At 42.4% G+C, this 15,755-nt stretch carries 19 protein-coding genes; 6 read left to right on the plus strand and 13 right to left on the minus strand.

Annotation, left to right across the window (positions count from 1 at the left end):
- Positions 1 to 123: 123 nt before the first annotated feature.
- The 5 genes from thrB to yutH form a co-directional block, all read right to left on the minus strand.
- Positions 124 to 1,068 carry a homoserine kinase gene (thrB, locus tag ACQKNS_RS16310; RefSeq protein WP_427644390.1) on the minus strand — a complete coding sequence of 315 codons (945 nt, stop codon included), beginning with the start codon at positions 1,066 to 1,068 and terminating at the stop codon, positions 124 to 126.
- A complete protein-coding gene (thrC, locus tag ACQKNS_RS16315; protein ID WP_076368153.1) occupies positions 1,065 to 2,126 on the minus strand; it encodes a threonine synthase in 1,062 nt (353 codons plus the stop codon). The genes thrB and thrC overlap by 4 nt, the downstream gene beginning before the upstream one ends.
- Positions 2,123 to 3,421: a homoserine dehydrogenase gene (locus ACQKNS_RS16320; protein WP_427644391.1), complete on the minus strand. Its 1,299-nt coding sequence runs from the start codon at positions 3,419 to 3,421 to the stop codon at positions 2,123 to 2,125. The genes thrC and ACQKNS_RS16320 overlap by 4 nt, the downstream gene beginning before the upstream one ends.
- Positions 3,422 to 3,608: 187 nt before the next feature.
- Positions 3,609 to 4,523: a L,D-transpeptidase family protein gene (locus ACQKNS_RS16325; protein ID WP_427644392.1), complete on the minus strand. Its 915-nt coding sequence runs from the start codon at positions 4,521 to 4,523 to the stop codon at positions 3,609 to 3,611.
- Positions 4,524 to 4,628: 105 nt separating this feature from the next.
- Positions 4,629 to 5,630: a spore coat putative kinase YutH gene (gene yutH / locus ACQKNS_RS16330; protein WP_427644393.1), complete on the minus strand. Its 1,002-nt coding sequence runs from the start codon at positions 5,628 to 5,630 to the stop codon at positions 4,629 to 4,631.
- A 186-nt stretch (positions 5,631 to 5,816) separates the two neighbouring features.
- Between yutH and ACQKNS_RS16335 the strand changes: the two genes are divergently transcribed.
- Positions 5,817 to 6,314 (plus strand): phosphatidylglycerophosphatase A family protein, encoded by a 498-nt coding sequence (locus tag ACQKNS_RS16335; RefSeq protein WP_427644394.1) that lies wholly within the window; start codon positions 5,817 to 5,819, stop codon positions 6,312 to 6,314.
- Between the two features lie 60 nt (positions 6,315 to 6,374).
- On the opposite strand, the gene ACQKNS_RS16340 is transcribed toward ACQKNS_RS16335, so the two are convergent.
- From ACQKNS_RS16340 to ACQKNS_RS16350, 3 genes are read right to left on the minus strand one after another with little or no spacing between them, the layout of a single operon-like run.
- Entirely contained in the window at positions 6,375 to 7,142 is a 768-nt protein-coding gene (locus ACQKNS_RS16340) for a TIGR01457 family HAD-type hydrolase (protein WP_427644395.1), read from the minus strand.
- Between the two features lie 23 nt (positions 7,143 to 7,165).
- Complete coding sequence (locus tag ACQKNS_RS16345) at positions 7,166 to 7,603, minus strand: DUF86 domain-containing protein (RefSeq protein ID WP_427644396.1); 438 nt, start codon at positions 7,601 to 7,603, stop codon at positions 7,166 to 7,168.
- A complete protein-coding gene (locus ACQKNS_RS16350; protein WP_427644397.1) occupies positions 7,591 to 7,749 on the minus strand; it encodes a hypothetical protein in 159 nt (52 codons plus the stop codon). The genes ACQKNS_RS16345 and ACQKNS_RS16350 overlap by 13 nt, the downstream gene beginning before the upstream one ends.
- 280 nt (positions 7,750 to 8,029) lie before the next feature.
- Here ACQKNS_RS16350 and ACQKNS_RS16355 point away from each other — a divergent pair, with 280 nt between their 5' ends.
- Together ACQKNS_RS16355 and ACQKNS_RS16360 are read left to right on the plus strand one after the other, a co-directional pair.
- The gene (locus ACQKNS_RS16355; protein ID WP_034310182.1) at positions 8,030 to 8,296 is read left to right on the plus strand and encodes a DUF3055 domain-containing protein; all 267 of its coding nucleotides are present in this window, start codon (positions 8,030 to 8,032) and stop codon (positions 8,294 to 8,296) included.
- Positions 8,297 to 8,366: 70 nt separating this feature from the next.
- On the plus strand, positions 8,367 to 8,654 hold the full coding sequence (locus ACQKNS_RS16360) for a cytosolic protein (RefSeq protein WP_427644398.1): 288 nt from the start codon (positions 8,367 to 8,369) through the stop codon (positions 8,652 to 8,654).
- Positions 8,655 to 8,684: 30 nt separating this feature from the next.
- Here the strand turns inward: ACQKNS_RS16360 and ACQKNS_RS16365 are convergent, their stop codons facing one another.
- Positions 8,685 to 8,960, minus strand: coding sequence for a YutD family protein (locus ACQKNS_RS16365; RefSeq protein WP_076368161.1), 276 nt, complete (start codon positions 8,958 to 8,960; stop codon positions 8,685 to 8,687).
- A 113-nt stretch (positions 8,961 to 9,073) separates the two neighbouring features.
- Between ACQKNS_RS16365 and ACQKNS_RS16370 the strand changes: the two genes are divergently transcribed.
- On the plus strand, positions 9,074 to 9,736 hold the full coding sequence (locus ACQKNS_RS16370) for a YhcN/YlaJ family sporulation lipoprotein (protein ID WP_427644399.1): 663 nt from the start codon (positions 9,074 to 9,076) through the stop codon (positions 9,734 to 9,736).
- A gap of 39 nt (positions 9,737 to 9,775) precedes the next feature.
- Here the strand turns inward: ACQKNS_RS16370 and lipA are convergent, their stop codons facing one another.
- Positions 9,776 to 10,690, minus strand: a complete 915-nt coding sequence (gene lipA / locus ACQKNS_RS16375; RefSeq protein ID WP_427644400.1) for a lipoyl synthase — start codon at positions 10,688 to 10,690, stop codon at positions 9,776 to 9,778.
- Between the two features lie 187 nt (positions 10,691 to 10,877).
- Here lipA and ACQKNS_RS16380 point away from each other — a divergent pair, with 187 nt between their 5' ends.
- On the plus strand, positions 10,878 to 11,867 hold the full coding sequence (locus tag ACQKNS_RS16380; protein WP_427644401.1) for a M23 family metallopeptidase: 990 nt from the start codon (positions 10,878 to 10,880) through the stop codon (positions 11,865 to 11,867).
- Between the two features lie 86 nt (positions 11,868 to 11,953).
- On the plus strand, positions 11,954 to 12,706 hold the full coding sequence (gene yunB, locus ACQKNS_RS16385) for a sporulation protein YunB (RefSeq protein WP_427644402.1): 753 nt from the start codon (positions 11,954 to 11,956) through the stop codon (positions 12,704 to 12,706).
- Positions 12,707 to 12,728: 22 nt separating this feature from the next.
- Here the strand turns inward: yunB and ACQKNS_RS16390 are convergent, their stop codons facing one another.
- From ACQKNS_RS16390 to ACQKNS_RS16400, 3 genes are all read right to left on the minus strand, one after another.
- A complete protein-coding gene (locus tag ACQKNS_RS16390) occupies positions 12,729 to 13,826 on the minus strand; it encodes an HD-GYP domain-containing protein (protein WP_427644403.1) in 1,098 nt (365 codons plus the stop codon).
- A 178-nt stretch (positions 13,827 to 14,004) separates the two neighbouring features.
- On the minus strand, positions 14,005 to 14,307 hold the full coding sequence (locus ACQKNS_RS16395; protein WP_427644404.1) for a YunC family protein: 303 nt from the start codon (positions 14,305 to 14,307) through the stop codon (positions 14,005 to 14,007).
- A gap of 55 nt (positions 14,308 to 14,362) precedes the next feature.
- A complete protein-coding gene (locus ACQKNS_RS16400) occupies positions 14,363 to 15,754 on the minus strand; it encodes a bifunctional metallophosphatase/5'-nucleotidase (RefSeq protein WP_427644405.1) in 1,392 nt (463 codons plus the stop codon).
- Position 15,755 lies beyond the last annotated feature (1 nt).

Consider the following 15,755-nt stretch of genomic DNA (forward strand, 5'->3'; position numbering starts at 1 on the left):
CCAGGCCGGAATCTTTTCCGGGCTGTAATAAAAATAAAGCTGACTCGGCTTTTGCCCTATCAATTGAATTGATACGGCTTGACACGGGTCAGCTTTTTTATATGGTCGTCAAATGAACATGGCTCACGATTTCAAAAACTTCAATTCCTTTTTTTCCTGTTCTGAAAGGATTGCCGTATAACTTCCATCATTATCAATTTCCAATTCTTTCACAAGGAATTCCGGAAATCTTTCCTTCAATCCAGTGAGCAAACCTTCACTTCTTTCCGGAGATGATAAGCATAAAACAGTCGGTCCTGCTCCGCTTAGTGCCGCACCAAATCCGCCTTCATTAAGGACAACTTCTTCTATAAGCGCTAAATGAGGGACCAACTCCGCTCTATATGGTTGATGGAAACGATCGCTTTGCATCATTTCGCCAACGAGTTTCCAATCTTTCGAAAGAACTCCCGCCAGCAAAACATTTGCGGCTGCACTTCCGCTTATCGCATCTTTATAGGAAAGCGAATTCGGAAGGACATTTCTTGAATCTTCAGTAAGCAATTCAAAATTGGGAATGACAGCAATCACCTTAACTCCCTCTATCGGAAACGACACGACATCCGTTCTTACATCCGTATGAAGGCCCACGACCAATCCACCATATACAGATGCGCCCGCATTATCCGGATGCCCTTCAAAGAGGGAGGCATGCCTATTCTTCTCATCATCGGATAAATGAAGTTCACCAACTATGTTCGCCAATTCAATCCCCGCCACAATGGCAGAGGCACTGCTTCCAAGACCCCGAGCGAGAGGAATTTCGCTAGAGACGAAAAGCCGGCATGGGGATAATTCCTTTCCATAGGAAGCCGCCGTTTCCTTGGCAATCTGGACGATGTAATTACGATCATCCCTTGGAAAAACAGACATTTCCTCTGAAAGGGGAACGACTTCCCAATGATCTGATGAAGATCCGTGTATTTCCAGGTAAAGTCCTAACGCCAAACCGATGGAATCGAATCCCGGTCCTAAGTTGGCCGTACTTGCTGGTACACGGATCAAGAACATCTCCGATTCTGCACTCATGCCTGCTTCACACCCTGCAGATGTTCTAAAATGACTTCTTCATCCATTGGCAGCAATGTCGGTTGAATCGTACTTGTATTGACTGCCACATTCGGATCTTTCAATCCATTTCCAGTCAATACTGCAACGATCTTACTACCTTTTTTGATTTCACCGCTTTTTAGTTGTTTATAAATACCTGCAATGGAAGCACAAGATGCCGGCTCTGCAAATACCCCTTCTTTTTTAGCAAGGAAATGATAGGCTTCCAGAATCTCTTCATCTGTCACCTCATCAATTTTGCCTTTGGATTCATTTGCTGCTTCGACAGCAAAGTTCCAGCTTGCAGGATTTCCAATCCGGATGGCTGTTGCAATCGTTTCTGGGTTTTCAATGATGCTATCCCGGACAATTGCAGCCGCACCCTCAGCTTCGAACCCTCTCATTTCAGGAAGGCCCGTTTGTTTCGACTCGTTATATTCTTTAAAGCCTTTCCAGTAAGCAGTTATATTACCTGCATTCCCGACAGGAAGCGCCAAAATATCCGGTGCTGAGCCGAGAGCATCACAAATTTCGAAAGCCGCTGTCTTTTGCCCTTCAATCCGGTATGGGTTGACCGAATTCACAAGAGTTATCGGTGAGCTCTCACTAAGTGAACGGACGATTTTTAAAGCTTGGTCGAAGTTCCCTTCGATCGAGATGATTTCCGCTCCATACATAACGGCTTGAGCAAGTTTGCCCATGGCTATTTTACCTTCCGGAATGACAACGATACAGCGCAGGTTGGCACGGGCCGCATAAGCTGCTGCAGCTGCTGATGTATTCCCGGTGGAAGCGCATATGATCGTGTCACTGCCCTCTTCTATCGCTTTGGCGACGGCCATGACCATTCCACGGTCTTTAAACGACCCTGTTGGATTGGCCCCTTCATATTTTACATGTAAGTCGATTCCCCACTCTTCGGATAATCGATTCAATCTGATTAAAGGTGTATTCCCCTCCAAAAGGGTTAGTGCAGGTGTGTTTTCATTAACGGGTAAAAAATCTTTATACGTACTTATAAGTCCTTGCCAGCTCATTTGATGTCCTCTCCTTCAACTCTGTATGTGCTTTTCACTTCTCTTACCATATTGTAATCATTTAATTTCTGGATTATTTGCTCAAATGCAGCCTTTGTGGCAGTATGCGTAACCAATACGATTTCGGAAGATTCCTTTTCATCCAGAGGCAATTGAAGGATTTTATCGAATCCTACCCCATGCTCGGCAAATAAATTCGTGATTTTGGCTAAAACGCCAACCTCATCTAGAACATGTAATCGAATGAAGAACTTAGCGAAAATCTCGGTTGCATCTTTCAATTGTTTCGGGTACTGAGGTGAAACGGCACTGTTGCCATTTACGCCCAGCCTCATATTCTTGATGACCGTCACCATATCCGAAACGACTGCAGTCGCAGTAGGAAGACTGCCGGCCCCCGGTCCGTAAAACATCGTTTCCCCCACGGCTTCCCCATAAACATATACAGCATTATACTCATTATTTACCGACGCTAATGGATGTGCTTCAGGAAGAAGTGCAGGCTGGACACTCACTTCGACCCTATCCCCTGCCCTGGAAGCGACGCCGATCAATTTCATTGTATAACCAAGCTTCTTGCTATATCTCAAATCCTCTTCGGATATCTCGGTAATGCCCTGTACCTCAACATCATTCAAACCAATGTTCATGGAAAACCCGAGCGTGGAAAGGATCGCCATTTTCCTGGCCGCATCCAATCCGCCTACATCGGCTGTCGGATCTGCTTCAGCAAATCCCAGCTCCTGAGCTTCCTTCAATACGTCATCATAAGCTCTGCCTTCCTTGCTCATTTTCGTCAAAATGAAGTTTGTCGTTCCATTGACGATCCCCATCATTTTCGTGATGCGGTCAGAAGATAACCCATCCACAAGTCCGCGCAGAATCGGGATCCCCCCTGCAACACTTGCTTCATAGAACAAATCGCATTGATTTTCGGTGGCCAATTCCAGCAATTCCGGCCCATATATGGCCATTAGGTCTTTATTTGCCGTAACGATATGCTTTTTATTCTTTATTGCCTCTACCAGATAACCGCGTGTTTCATCGATTCCACCCATCACTTCTATTACAACATCAATCTCGGGATTCGAAAGGATATCCTCAGGATTGTCAGTTAACATACCTTTATCGATCTCGACAAGTCTCTCCTTCGTCGTGTCTTTGACTAGAATCTTCTTAATGGATATGGAACAGCCCACTTGGTGCATGAGCTTGTCCTGATGGCTTTCAATGATTTGTACGACTCCTGATCCAACTGTACCTAAACCCAATAAACCGATCGAGATGGCTTTCATATTTTGGTTCCCCCTTAAAAACTGTTTGCCTGAAGAAGACGTTTGTATTTGTATAGTAGACATTATATGTTTAATTCATATAATTAGCAATAGTTGAAAAGATGAATGCTCGAACTTTTTTCGCCCATCCCTTGAACGAGTAAGAACGGAAAAGCTAAACTTTTTCGGGAAACCATTTTGGTGATTATTACTTGACGCCCTTCAATGAATCATTTGTACCCATTACAATATGTGGCTTTTGCACGGGATCCATCCATTTCAGTAAACTGACGACATTCTTTTCGGCCGTGGCTGTGCATCCAGCCGTCGGTTTTGTACTCCCTCTCCATATATGAAGAAAGATTGCACTTCCTTTTCCTTTTACGATGGGATTCGTATTATAATTAATGACTGCCCCATACTTATAGAGTTCATGATTCATCCTTTCGAAAGACTTCCATTTAACTGCAGGATTTCCTTTATAGGTTTTCCACTTGTTATAATCCGTGGATGTCCGATCATCAATCCAGTAGTCATATTTCGTCGTTTTCTTATAACTCATTTTCACTCCTGCCGGCTTCGTTTCGCTTCCAAAGGCCGTACCAAATGAATAAATCCCGACCGGGGATTTCCCATCACCCTCTTTTTTGCTCTTCGTGAAGCCGTTCTTCCCAATGACACCGTCCATCTTCTTCAATGCCCGGCGCCATTCCCCGAGTTTCTTCTCATAAGTTTGGATCGTGACCTTCGTATCACCCATCGATTTACCTGTCACTGATACAACTTGGTTAACGCCTTTTCTCCCATCGAATTTCACCAAAATGGCTTTTTCACCTGAACTGAAAACCTCTTTTGCATCTGCCATATTGATATATGCTGTCTTATTTGAGTGACAGACCTTATACCAGCTTCCAGTTCTTCCGCTTGTTGATAATTCTTTATTTTTCTTATAGGTTTTTAATGTTTTACTTGCAGCCGACGCCTTTTCCTTCAGATCCGCTTCAGCCTTCAAGACAATCTTGAATTGCGTTGCTTCGCAGCCTGTTTTCGTTTCAGCTTTCGCAAGATTTGCCGTTTGGATGATTAAAAGGGCTATAAGGGCGGCCATCATCAATCTTTTCATGGTCCCATCCTTCCGTAGTGATCAAATATCTAATTATTCTAAAAAATCTTGTTATCATCATAACATAGTAAGTAAGAATGCATCATATTTCTTTCCCGTTTTTATCTAAATCCAGTCAATTTTAGGCAAATCATATTGCTTGGCAGGAACCTCTGCCAATTCATAAAAATGTTTGAGGAAGGACTCATATTGTTGGGAGGATTTCGTGATTGAAGATATTTTATCCTCCAATTGGTTCGACCTCGATTCAGTCGTTTTTGAAAAATACTCTTCCACAGTTTCAAAATAATGAATGGGAAATAGCATCCTCGAATATAATAACCGGGCTGAAAAGCTGGAGAACGGTTCTATGGATTGATATTCCCGAAAGAAATGGCCAATTCCCCGCTGATGCGTATGCACATTTTGAAAATAATGTTCCCTCACCCATTCCGCTACATCCCTGGTTCCGTGGTCAAATACCCAATCGAACGGATTTTTCATCCACTTATTGCTTTTCCAGGTATCATGTAAAAAACGTTCATAACATACCGTTCCACTATCGACAATTTGCGGGGTATCACCGATTTCCGTGTCGACTAAATATTGAATCGCATTTTCACCCAGGACCATATAATAGGGAAAGGTTTCTATAAATAATTTTTCAAACTGGTTATCAGGATGGGCGTTGAGCTTATCCCGCCAAATCTTTTCTAACTGATCGATCCTTTGTTCCCAGAGTTCTTTCCATTTACCGATTCTTGAACATGTTCGAATCGTATCATTAATCGTTCTCCCACGCTGATGGAATCTTGCCAGTCGTCTTCCTGGGTTGAAATTCTTCGGACCTTCCAATGCCTGATTGGCAAGAAGGATGAATAATTGTTCATCCGCTTCCGAAACATAGCTTCCATGATTGGCAAGGACAAAGGCGGATACGTGACGATCACCTTGGGAAATCAGATGTTGAGACATTTTATAACGTTCCACTAATTCCTCCTGCTCCATATTTTCAATGGGAACGATACTGTACACCATATTCCCTGTACGGAAGCTTGGAAATCTGACATTGGATTCTTCAAGTTCAACCTGTATACCATAATTATTAAATATGATTTCTTCTATCATGGAATGGCCCCCTTCATCAAATGGATATAATAAATATTGGACATCATATACTTATATATATGTGGAATAACCCGTTTTCTGAATGATTATCGAAACCTTATTAGCAATTCCAATCAAAACGTTTAATCAAATCAAACTACCTGCATTAGAACTTTCCCTTTAAAATATAGAGAAATGGGTGATGACATGGCTAATATTGAACAATCAATGTCTGAAAAAACGGCCCGGAAATGGCTAATTGACCGAGGAGTGAAATTGGAGGATATTGCTGAGCTTGTCATGTATTTACAATCGAGCTACCATGAAAATCTCCAAATGTCCGATTGCCTTCACAATGTCGAACGGGTCCTTTCAAAACGCGAGGTCCAAAATGCCATCCTTACCGGCATTCAGTTGGATATTCTAGCAGAGAAAAAACTTCTCGAGGAGCCTTTGCAGAGCATCATTGAAATAGATGAAGGCCTATATGGGGTCGATGAAATATTGGCTTTTTCAATTGTGAATGTTTACGGATCCATCGGCTTTACCAATTATGGTTTCATCGATAAACAAAAGCCGGGTATCTTAAAATATTTAAACGATAAAAGCACGGGTAAGGTGAACACCTTTTTAGATGATATCGTCGGGGCAATTGCCGCTGCCGCTTCAAGCCGGCTTGCCCATAGGACCGAAAATGCGGAATAGTGGACTTTGATATTCACGGCATAAAAAAACCAGGGCCGCATTCGCAGGCCTGGTTTTTTTTCATTCGAAGCGCCATAAGTCGAGGGTGTCCACCACATGCGTCGGCTGCTCTTTATATTGCTTTAAGCGTTCTTTTGTCGTAACGCCAGTATGCACAAGAAGTGTATCGATCCCTGCATTGATTCCGGCAAGGATATCCGTATCATAGTTATCTCCAACCATGATTGTCTCTTCTTTAGGTACCCCTAATACTCTTAGAGCTTGCTCGACTATGACGGATTCAGGTTTTCCAATGAAAATCGGCTGTACCTGGGTCGAAACGGAAACTACGGAGGTCAAGGCACCATTCCCCGGTAAAAGGCCTTGCTCTGTAGGAATGGCAATATCACCATTTGTCGAAATGAAAACAGCGCCATTTCTTACAGCAAGACAGGCTTTTGACAACTTTTCATAATTGACCCCGCGGTCGATGCCCATTACCAGAAAGTCTGGATGTTCTTCCACAAGCTTCATTCCTTTTTCCTTAAGGGCCTCGATGATGCCTTCTTCACCCACCACATAAACCGAGGCATCCTTCTTTTGTTCAGCTATGTAATTGGCAGTGGCCATGCTTGTCGTGAAAACCTGGTGATCTTCCGTCGATATTCCGATGCTTCTCAATTTATCAGCTACCTGTGCCGGAGTCCTGGATGAATTATTTGTGACGAATAAATAAGGGATATCCCTTTTCCTCAGGTCATTAATGAACCCTGCCGCTTCCGCAATCTGTTCGGTACCGCGATACATGGTGCCATCCAAGTCAATTAAATATCCTTTATACGACTTCATTTGATTTCGCCTTCCTAACGCTGCTAGTTTTTAAAAGCTGATACAGGTCCCAATTCGTTTGTTAAATAGTTCCTTACCAAATCCGGGAATTGCTTGAATGCCTCGATATTTTCCGAAAATACGGCATGCAGTTCTTTGTGATTCACTTCAATGAAGTCTTGAACCAGCATTTTCCTTAGCGGCAAAACCTTTTTGAATTGTATCGCCTTTTCTTCAGAAATGACTTTTTCATCTTGCAGGATATCGATAATATCTTCATAACTTCCTGGATCACGCATAATAAAACCATCAATTACCGCATTTCCTACATCCAACACGGAATCGATGGAAGTTTGTATGAGCCTTTCAGCGATAAGTTCTGAAAGTTCTCCGTCCCAATTATCATGACCTTCAAAAAGTCCAAGCTGCTTTTCAAGAAAACCTAATATTTGTTCAATCTTTTGGCGGTCTACAAAGTACATTTTTTTCCAGATCCTTTCTGATCTAAGATGATATAGGGAATCATTGGTTGAATGAGCGGCATAGTTAAACCCTGTGCTGCACCAACCTTATTCCTTGATAATACCATAGCTTCTCCCTTACTCTCAATTCCTTCAACCACAACCATTGCTTCATCCAATAACTAACAGAAGCGGGTGTGTTGCACATTTGCCTTTCCTATTGGTGCATTCCCCGGCATCGACGGCAAGAAAACCAATTCACGACCTCCTTTATATTCTTACCATTTACATTTAATCGATGAACGCTCATGTTGCCGGAGGTTCCTGAGGCATCATGAGAAGAGACGGGGTTCTCCAGGCAGATGCCCCGTAAAATGTCTGTTTCCCTATTGAAGTCACTTTGTTATGATGGAACTACAAATGTAAAGATAAGAAGGGAATGATACCATGGAAGATCGTTTTTATTTATACAATGACGTCGTTGATTCAAAAACCCGGTTCATAAGCTTCATGGGAGAGGAATCAAGATTCGATCTGGCCATTACGGCTACCGATCGTTTTTATGGAAAGAAGCTTGTTTTAAATATGCAGAGTAATCGTTTCGCGATTATTGGGCCTGATGATTTAGAAGAAGAAGGCTATCTTGAGCATGCCTTTCAGTTATCGGAAGCGGAAGCCGAAGAACTGCGTCACTTTTTAATGGAAATCGTCTGAGTGCTGAAGTTTTTTATTTTAAACGGGAAACCTACTGAATGTAAGATCGATTACATGAGGGGGGATTATCTTGGACAAAGAAGAATACCACGATTTTTCCAATGTCGAAAAACAGAGGGATTATTTAATTCCTGAAGAATTTCCCGAAGGACCTTTTGGATCAGCCATAGCAAAAGATGCACCAGTTCAGAATAAAAACACCCCGTGGCAGGAAGGGCAACGATATCAAAGTGCCTTTAATTATGAAAATAAATCATTGCACGAAGGTTTACCTCGACAATATCCTGGTGCTCATCCGACACATGATGATCCAGAAAAAGATGAACAGCCTCCATATAAAGGATATGGTAGCTCTTAACATGGAAGGCCAGAGCGATTTCTGGCCTTTTTATTTCTTTATTTTCTTCACGACGAAATAAGGACAGCCAAAATTGCAGTATTCATATAAATATTCACTAAGCGTGCTTATTTTCGTATCAAAGGTCGCTTTCTGATTATTATCATCAAAAAATCCACGCAGCCTCAATTGCCCGTAACCCCAATCCCCCACTATATAATCATACTTCGTTAAAATCTCACTGTATCTGGCCTTAAACGCTTCTTCGTTATAGCCTTCCCTTTCATTCTCAATTATTTCATAGGTCATGTTATTGATGTTAATCATTGTTTTCACCTCTCATATATACATTCCTTCTTTAAATTATAACTGATTCCCCATCAATTACTAAGCGAAAAATAGAGAAATATGTTTATCCTAAAGTTACGGGGGTGTTATTGATGAAAAAAACAATAATAACGATAGGTTTAAGCTCGATTATTGCACTAACCGGATGTGCTGATAAAGATAAGGATCAGGGGCTCGGTGCAAAAAACAATGCCGGTAACCCAACAAACGTAAATAATCCAACTCAATATTATGATGAAGATTATCGTAATAATGACAATAAAAGTGATGATTTCGGTTTTACCCGTACAAATAGCGCAACCATTGACGGCCGTAACATTTCCAACAAAGCTGCTTCCATTGACCGTGAACAACTTTCCGATGTCATTTCGAAACTGAGTGTCCAGATTCCAAATGTCAATGATGCCGCTACCCTCGTTACCGATGAGGAAGTGCTTGTCGTATATGATACCAATGCCAAGGATCGGACGGAAACAGCAGACCAAGTTAAACGCACTGCCATGTCCGTCGTTCCTCGCTATTATCATGTCTACGTCAGTGATGATTACCAAACCCTTGCCCAAGATGTCGAGAATTTCTCCACATTGAAATCAGGCAGCAGAGGGATCGACTATACGATCGAACAAACCATTAAAAGAATGCTGAAGTCGCCTCAAGGATACAAAATGAGTGACGACGAAAATGAAAACGGGGAAATGGTTAACGATAAAAGAGATCATCACGATAACATCCATCAAAAAATGGATAACCGCTGAATAAAAAAGGACCGAATTCTTTCGGTCCTTTATTTCACTCTATTTCAATAATTCTTCACCTTGGTTTTGCTTATGTTTTGCTGCAGCATTAACCTGTTCATCCGCATGGTAGGATGAACGGACAAGCGGACCGGATTCACAATGGCTGAAGCCTTTTTCCAATGCGCGTTCCTTCAGCTCGGCAAATTCCTCAGGCGTGTAGTATTTCAACACCTTTAAATGCTTTTTAGTCGGCTGCAAATACTGTCCGATCGTCATGATATCCACATTATTGGCCCTTAGGTCATCCATGGTCTCAAGGATTTCCTCCCGAGTTTCACCCAAACCTACCATTAAGCTGGACTTTGTCGGGATTTCCGGATACAGTTCCTTGGCTCTTCTTAAAAGTTCCAATGAACGTTCGTACTTGGCCTGAGCCCGTACACGATCGGATAAACTTCTGACAGTCTCTATATTATGGTTCAGGATATCCGGTTTAGCATCCATCAAAGTCTTGATATTTTCAAACACCCCGCCCATATCGGACGGCAATACTTCAATTGATGTAAATGGATTTTTTCGTCGGATGGCACGGACCGTTTCAGCGAAAACTTCAGCGCCTCCATCTTTTAAATCATCACGGGCAACAGCCGTAATGACGACATGCTTTAAATTCATTAAAACGACGGAATCGGCAACACGCTCAGGTTCAGCCCAGTCCAATTCATTCGGACGTCCGGTTGTAACAGCACAAAAACGGCAAGCCCTTGTACAGATTTCACCTAAGATCATGAAAGTAGCTGTCCTTCTCACTGCCCAGCATTCGTGAATATTCGGACATTTCGCCTCTTCACAGACAGTATGAAGATTTTTCTCGCGCATCATATTTTTTAAACCGAGGTAATTTTCGTTAGTATTAAGCTTTATTTTCAACCAATCTGGTTTACGAAGAATTTCTTTATTTGTAGAAGACATGAAAATGCCACTCCATTCTATAGAAATTAACACACCCTACTTTAACAATAAAAAAGCTTTTATACAAGTTATAGTTGGTTTCCCATTATTTATTTTTCATGTTTATTGCTAAATCAGCAAAACTATAAAAGATGGATGGACTGATGTTTTTTAAATACGGAGAATGTCATGAAAGGAGCCTGCCCCGTTGAAAAAATTATTCCTTCTTACCATAACTTGTTTGTTTATTTTGAATGCACCAGGCCGAGTGGCTAATGCTGCCGATACCCCAGATGTTTATGCCGGGAGAATGGAGTTATATAAAAGCATGGAGGCCACCCTCCAAATCCCGTGGTATTACCTTGCTGGGGCTGATCAATATGAGCACAGCCTCAGAGCCGCACGAAGGGATTTAGAGCCGTCAAAGGGTTTAATAGGCATCCATATCGAGCCTTCAAAGTGGAGCGGGGCCCTCAATCCTGACTTAAAGGACGTGAACCCGCTAACGATCACATTTTTTGATGGGTTGGGCCAGGATGGCAATGGCGATGGTAAAGCTGATATCAATAATGATACAGATCGATTGTATGCTTTTTCAAGGCATCTCCAATCTTATGGTGCTGATGATGATAATATAAGGATCGGCTTGTGGGATTATTATAAACGAGATAAAGCCGTCAGCATCATAATCGGCAATGCCGAGATATATAAAAAATATGGCCGGTTGGATCTACATGAAAAGGCCTTCCCGGTTCCGGTACGAACTCATTATACGTACTTAAATACATGGGGAAGCGCTCGCGGATGGGGCGGAAGGAGAATCCATGAGGGCACTGATATTTTTGCGGATTATAGCCTTCCCGTTCGTTCCACGAGCTATGGGATCATTGAAATGAAAGGCTGGAATAAATTCGGCGGTTGGCGGATCGGGATACGGGATTTAAATAATACCTATCATTACTTTGCCCATTTAAGCGGCTTTGCCAAGGGGTTGAAAGTTGGGCAAATCGTCGAGCCCGGACAAGTCATCGGAAGTGTCGGCAGTACAGGTTACGGCCCTCCAGGAACTTCCGGAAAATTCCCCCCCCATCTTCATTACGGAATGTACAAAGACAATGGAATCACAGAATGGAGCTTTGATCCTTACCCCTATTTAAGATTGTGGGAAAGGAAAGATCTGGCTAAAAAGCAAAAGTGAGCGGCGTGAATTTTACGCTGCTTTTTTTTGATTCGAACATAAACCCCTGAACTTGATGCATAGTTATTAGTAAAGGGGGCTAAAGCGTGTTCCGAAAAAGATTTCGAACGAAGAAATTCCGAAAAAAGGGGCCTCTTCCCACCCGAAAAGTATTTCTCTATTCCTTTATCCTGTTTATCATATCAAGCATCATGACCCTTTGGTACGTGGACAAATCAATCGAACCCGTGATCATGAGTGTAGCCGAATATGAAATCAAACGGATTGCAACGGAAACGATACATGAATCGGTCGATGAGAATATAGCGAAGGTCGATATGAACAAAATCATCACCAACACCAAGGGTGGTACGGACTCCAGTTCTTCCTATAGCTTCAATCCGGTCATCTACAGTGAATTGCGGGCTAACATTACGAATGATATTCAAAAAAAGCTTGGCATCAAACAGGGAAACCCTTTTAAAACAGGTTCAGCCAAAATAAATGATGATGAACAATATAAAAGCGTGGTCTATTATATACCATTTGGGGTCGTAACCGGGAATAACCTCCTTTCCAATTACGGGCCTGAAATCCCAGTGAAAATGTCGGTCATCGGGAATGTTGAATCGGATTTGAGGACAAAATTGACTAACGCAGGCATCAATAATGTTTATTATGAATTGATAGTGGATTTTGATGTCAATATTCAAATCGTCATCCCCTCATTCACAAAGGAGACCAAGGTGAGTCAGGAAGTGACCGTCGGAAGCTTGCTGATCGAAGGTGATGTCCCAAGTTATTTTAGTAACGGGAACGGTTCGGTTGCACCTCCCATCATGAAGGAAAACAAGGAATGAAAAAACCAGCTTATCCTTGAGGTTAGGCTGGTTCTTGTATATTGAGACATTTCATGATAAGCAAATGCAGGTTTTTATTCAGGTCCACTTCATACGGCTCCTTGATTTGCTCCCCATCTTCTTCAAGAATCCTTATCATGGGACGGTCTCCTATCCCCTCGTTCTGGGCGGATACCACCCCTTTCCTCCCATCATTCAATTCAACGGATAGACCGTTAGGATAAATGGCAACCGCCCGGCGGAATGCTTCGATGATCGTATTGTCGAACTTTTTCCCGACTCCGGCATAAAGGACTTCCAATCCCTGATGCGGAAGCATGGCCTTACGGTAAACCCGGTTGGAAGTCACGGCGTCGAATACATCGGCAACGGCAATGATTTTGCCGAAATAATGGATTTCATCCCCCTTTATCCCACGGGGATAGCCAGATCCATCCAACCGTTCATGGTGCTGATAGGCACAATTCGCAACTAATAGGGAAACGGTATGAACATTTTTGATTAGATGGAATCCGTAATCGGCATGTTTTTGGATTTGTTCAAACTCCCTTTCAGTCAGCTTACCGGGTTTATGGAGGATTTCCAAAGGCACGAGCATTTTGCCGACATCATGTAAAATCGCTCCCAGCCCAAGAATTTCGAGATTTCTATCATTGATATTCAATTCCATCCCGATTGCCAAGGTATATAGGGTCACATTGAAGGAATGAGTAAAGATATAGTCATCGTATGTATAAACATCGGCCAATAGAGTCATTAACTCTTTATTCTTTTTCAGCTTGCCCATGATGTTCCGAACTAATTGAGTGAGCTTGACGTTAGCCCGCTCTATCGTGAATGAACCAGCAAGGTTCATTTTGTTTTTCATGTCCAGGAAAGTGGTTTCAATCGTATCAATGGCTTCTCTTCTTAGTTTCCCTGACACTGGGGGCATGGGAATAATGTCATCCGTCCTGGAATCTCGAATGTAAACAAAGGGAATATCAAGGGACACCAGTCGATTGATCATTTTCTGCGTTAATGTCAGACCCTCGCATAATAGGATATGGCCCCGCTCATTATAGATGTTTTTACCGAGCCTCGCTCCAGGGCTTAGGGACTTTGTAATAGCTAGCCTCATACGTTTACTCCATTTCCCCATTCAATATTGTTAATCAAACCGATTCTTTCCTTTATAAGGATTATCGGAAATTATTTTGATAAATGAATCAGTTTGAATACATTTATTGAAAAAAATATCAGCATTTTCTTTGATAAAAAAATAAGGCCCCCTTCTGGAAAAAAGAAAGCCCCCCTTTTCAAATCATTTTGATTAATGCCTCTTTACCAATCATCCCTGGATGAATGCCCCTTTCCACTGCCTCCCAGGTAACTGATTCAAGCGGCGCTTCCAATAGCTCTTCAATCGATTTAACTCCTGTGGCCCTTCCTGCAAGGATTTTACGATCTCTCAATTTATCATTCAGCAGTCCCACATCTAATGCACCGCACATTATATACCCTTTTCCGGACGAGACAGCAAGTAAATTCGTTTTGGGAAGGCGGACAGAAATGGCTAGGAATGTATGATCATCAAGAATTATCGGCATCATGTTAATCAATTGGTTTCGCCCCTCTCTTCCTCATACTTTATGAAAAAAAGGGCGAAACCGTGTTTTAGAGTTTGGTATTTGTATATATATTTTCCAGCTTCCATAAAAGGATATCCCGTAAGAATTCCGGCAGTAAGTATTCCTTGCGATTGGAGCGCTGGATACTAGGAAAGAAGTGCCCGAATGTGAACATATCAGGTATGGCCAGTTTATAGGACTTATCCGCCTGCAGTTTCTCCCCTTTTATAAGTATCCCTTTTACGATTCCATTCCCCATTTCACTAAATTCAATTTGATCATAATGCATGACTCCCATGATTTTGCCGCGAAAACCGAAACCTTTCACCTGAATATGGGGCCACTCCTCATTTCTCGATTGCATTAAGATTTCTTTTAATTCATTCCCATTAACTTCAACGATGCAAGGATTGATGGGATGTGGACAGATTCTGTGAATATCCCCTATTGTGACAGGCCCCTTTGGCAGCCCTTCGAGCAGAAGACCGGCATTCAAAAAGGAACAATCCGCCTGAGTCCACTCCCTTAGGGCAGCCCCAAGGAGTTCGGTCAAAGGACTTCCTTTAAACCAATCATTATCCAGTGCCTCGGGTAAATCCACTGCCACCTGTTTTAGCGTTTCCCCTCCAGCCTGGTATATTTCTTCAATCCATGACCGTTCATTCTCCAACTCCAAAAAGTCATTGGTATCATAAAGAATGGCACTCTTATGGCTCACTTCCCTTTCCTGATTGACGGTCATCTCCACCTGTCCAACATAGAAACCATATTTCCCTGCGCCGCAAAGGAGTGTATCATTGATCAATTTACCTTGGTGGAGGATGTGGTGGGTATGCGCGCCAAGTATGATGTCAATCTCCGGAAAATCCTCTGCCATCCTCTCATCATCATGGATTCCCAGGTGGGAAAGGATGATGATTACATCCGCCTCCGCTTTGACCTTTTCGAGCTGTGCCTTTAACTCCAAGAATGGATCTGTTATTTCCCAGCCCATCGCAGAATAAAATTTTTGGAAAAAGGCTGTCAATCCTATCATGGCAATTTTGGTGCCTTTTGCCGTCGTATGTATCCAATATGGCAGCGCCCATTCTGGCCTTTCATGATCACCGTAATAAATATTGGCTGCCAGGACCTTGAACTTTGCCTGATCATATATGGAATCTAACGCATCATGAGGTAAAGTGATCCCTTCATTATTGCCGATGGTCACATATTGGTAGCCCGCTTCATTAAGCAGTTCAATATTTCCTTTACCCAACGTACCTTCTGTATATGGATGCCAGCGGTCCACATGATCGCCTATATCCAGTATGATCGCTTCTTCTCCCGTTTCTTGATGAAGTTGTCTTCGTTCTTTAAGAAACTTATCAATACGAGGCCAATTCTCAAAATGACTATGGAGATCATTGGTATGATACAAATGAATGATTTCTGACATC

The sequence above is a fragment of the Peribacillus sp. NPDC094092 genome, from assembly GCF_050279365.1.
Lineage (GTDB): Bacteria > Bacillota > Bacilli > Bacillales > DSM-1321 > Peribacillus.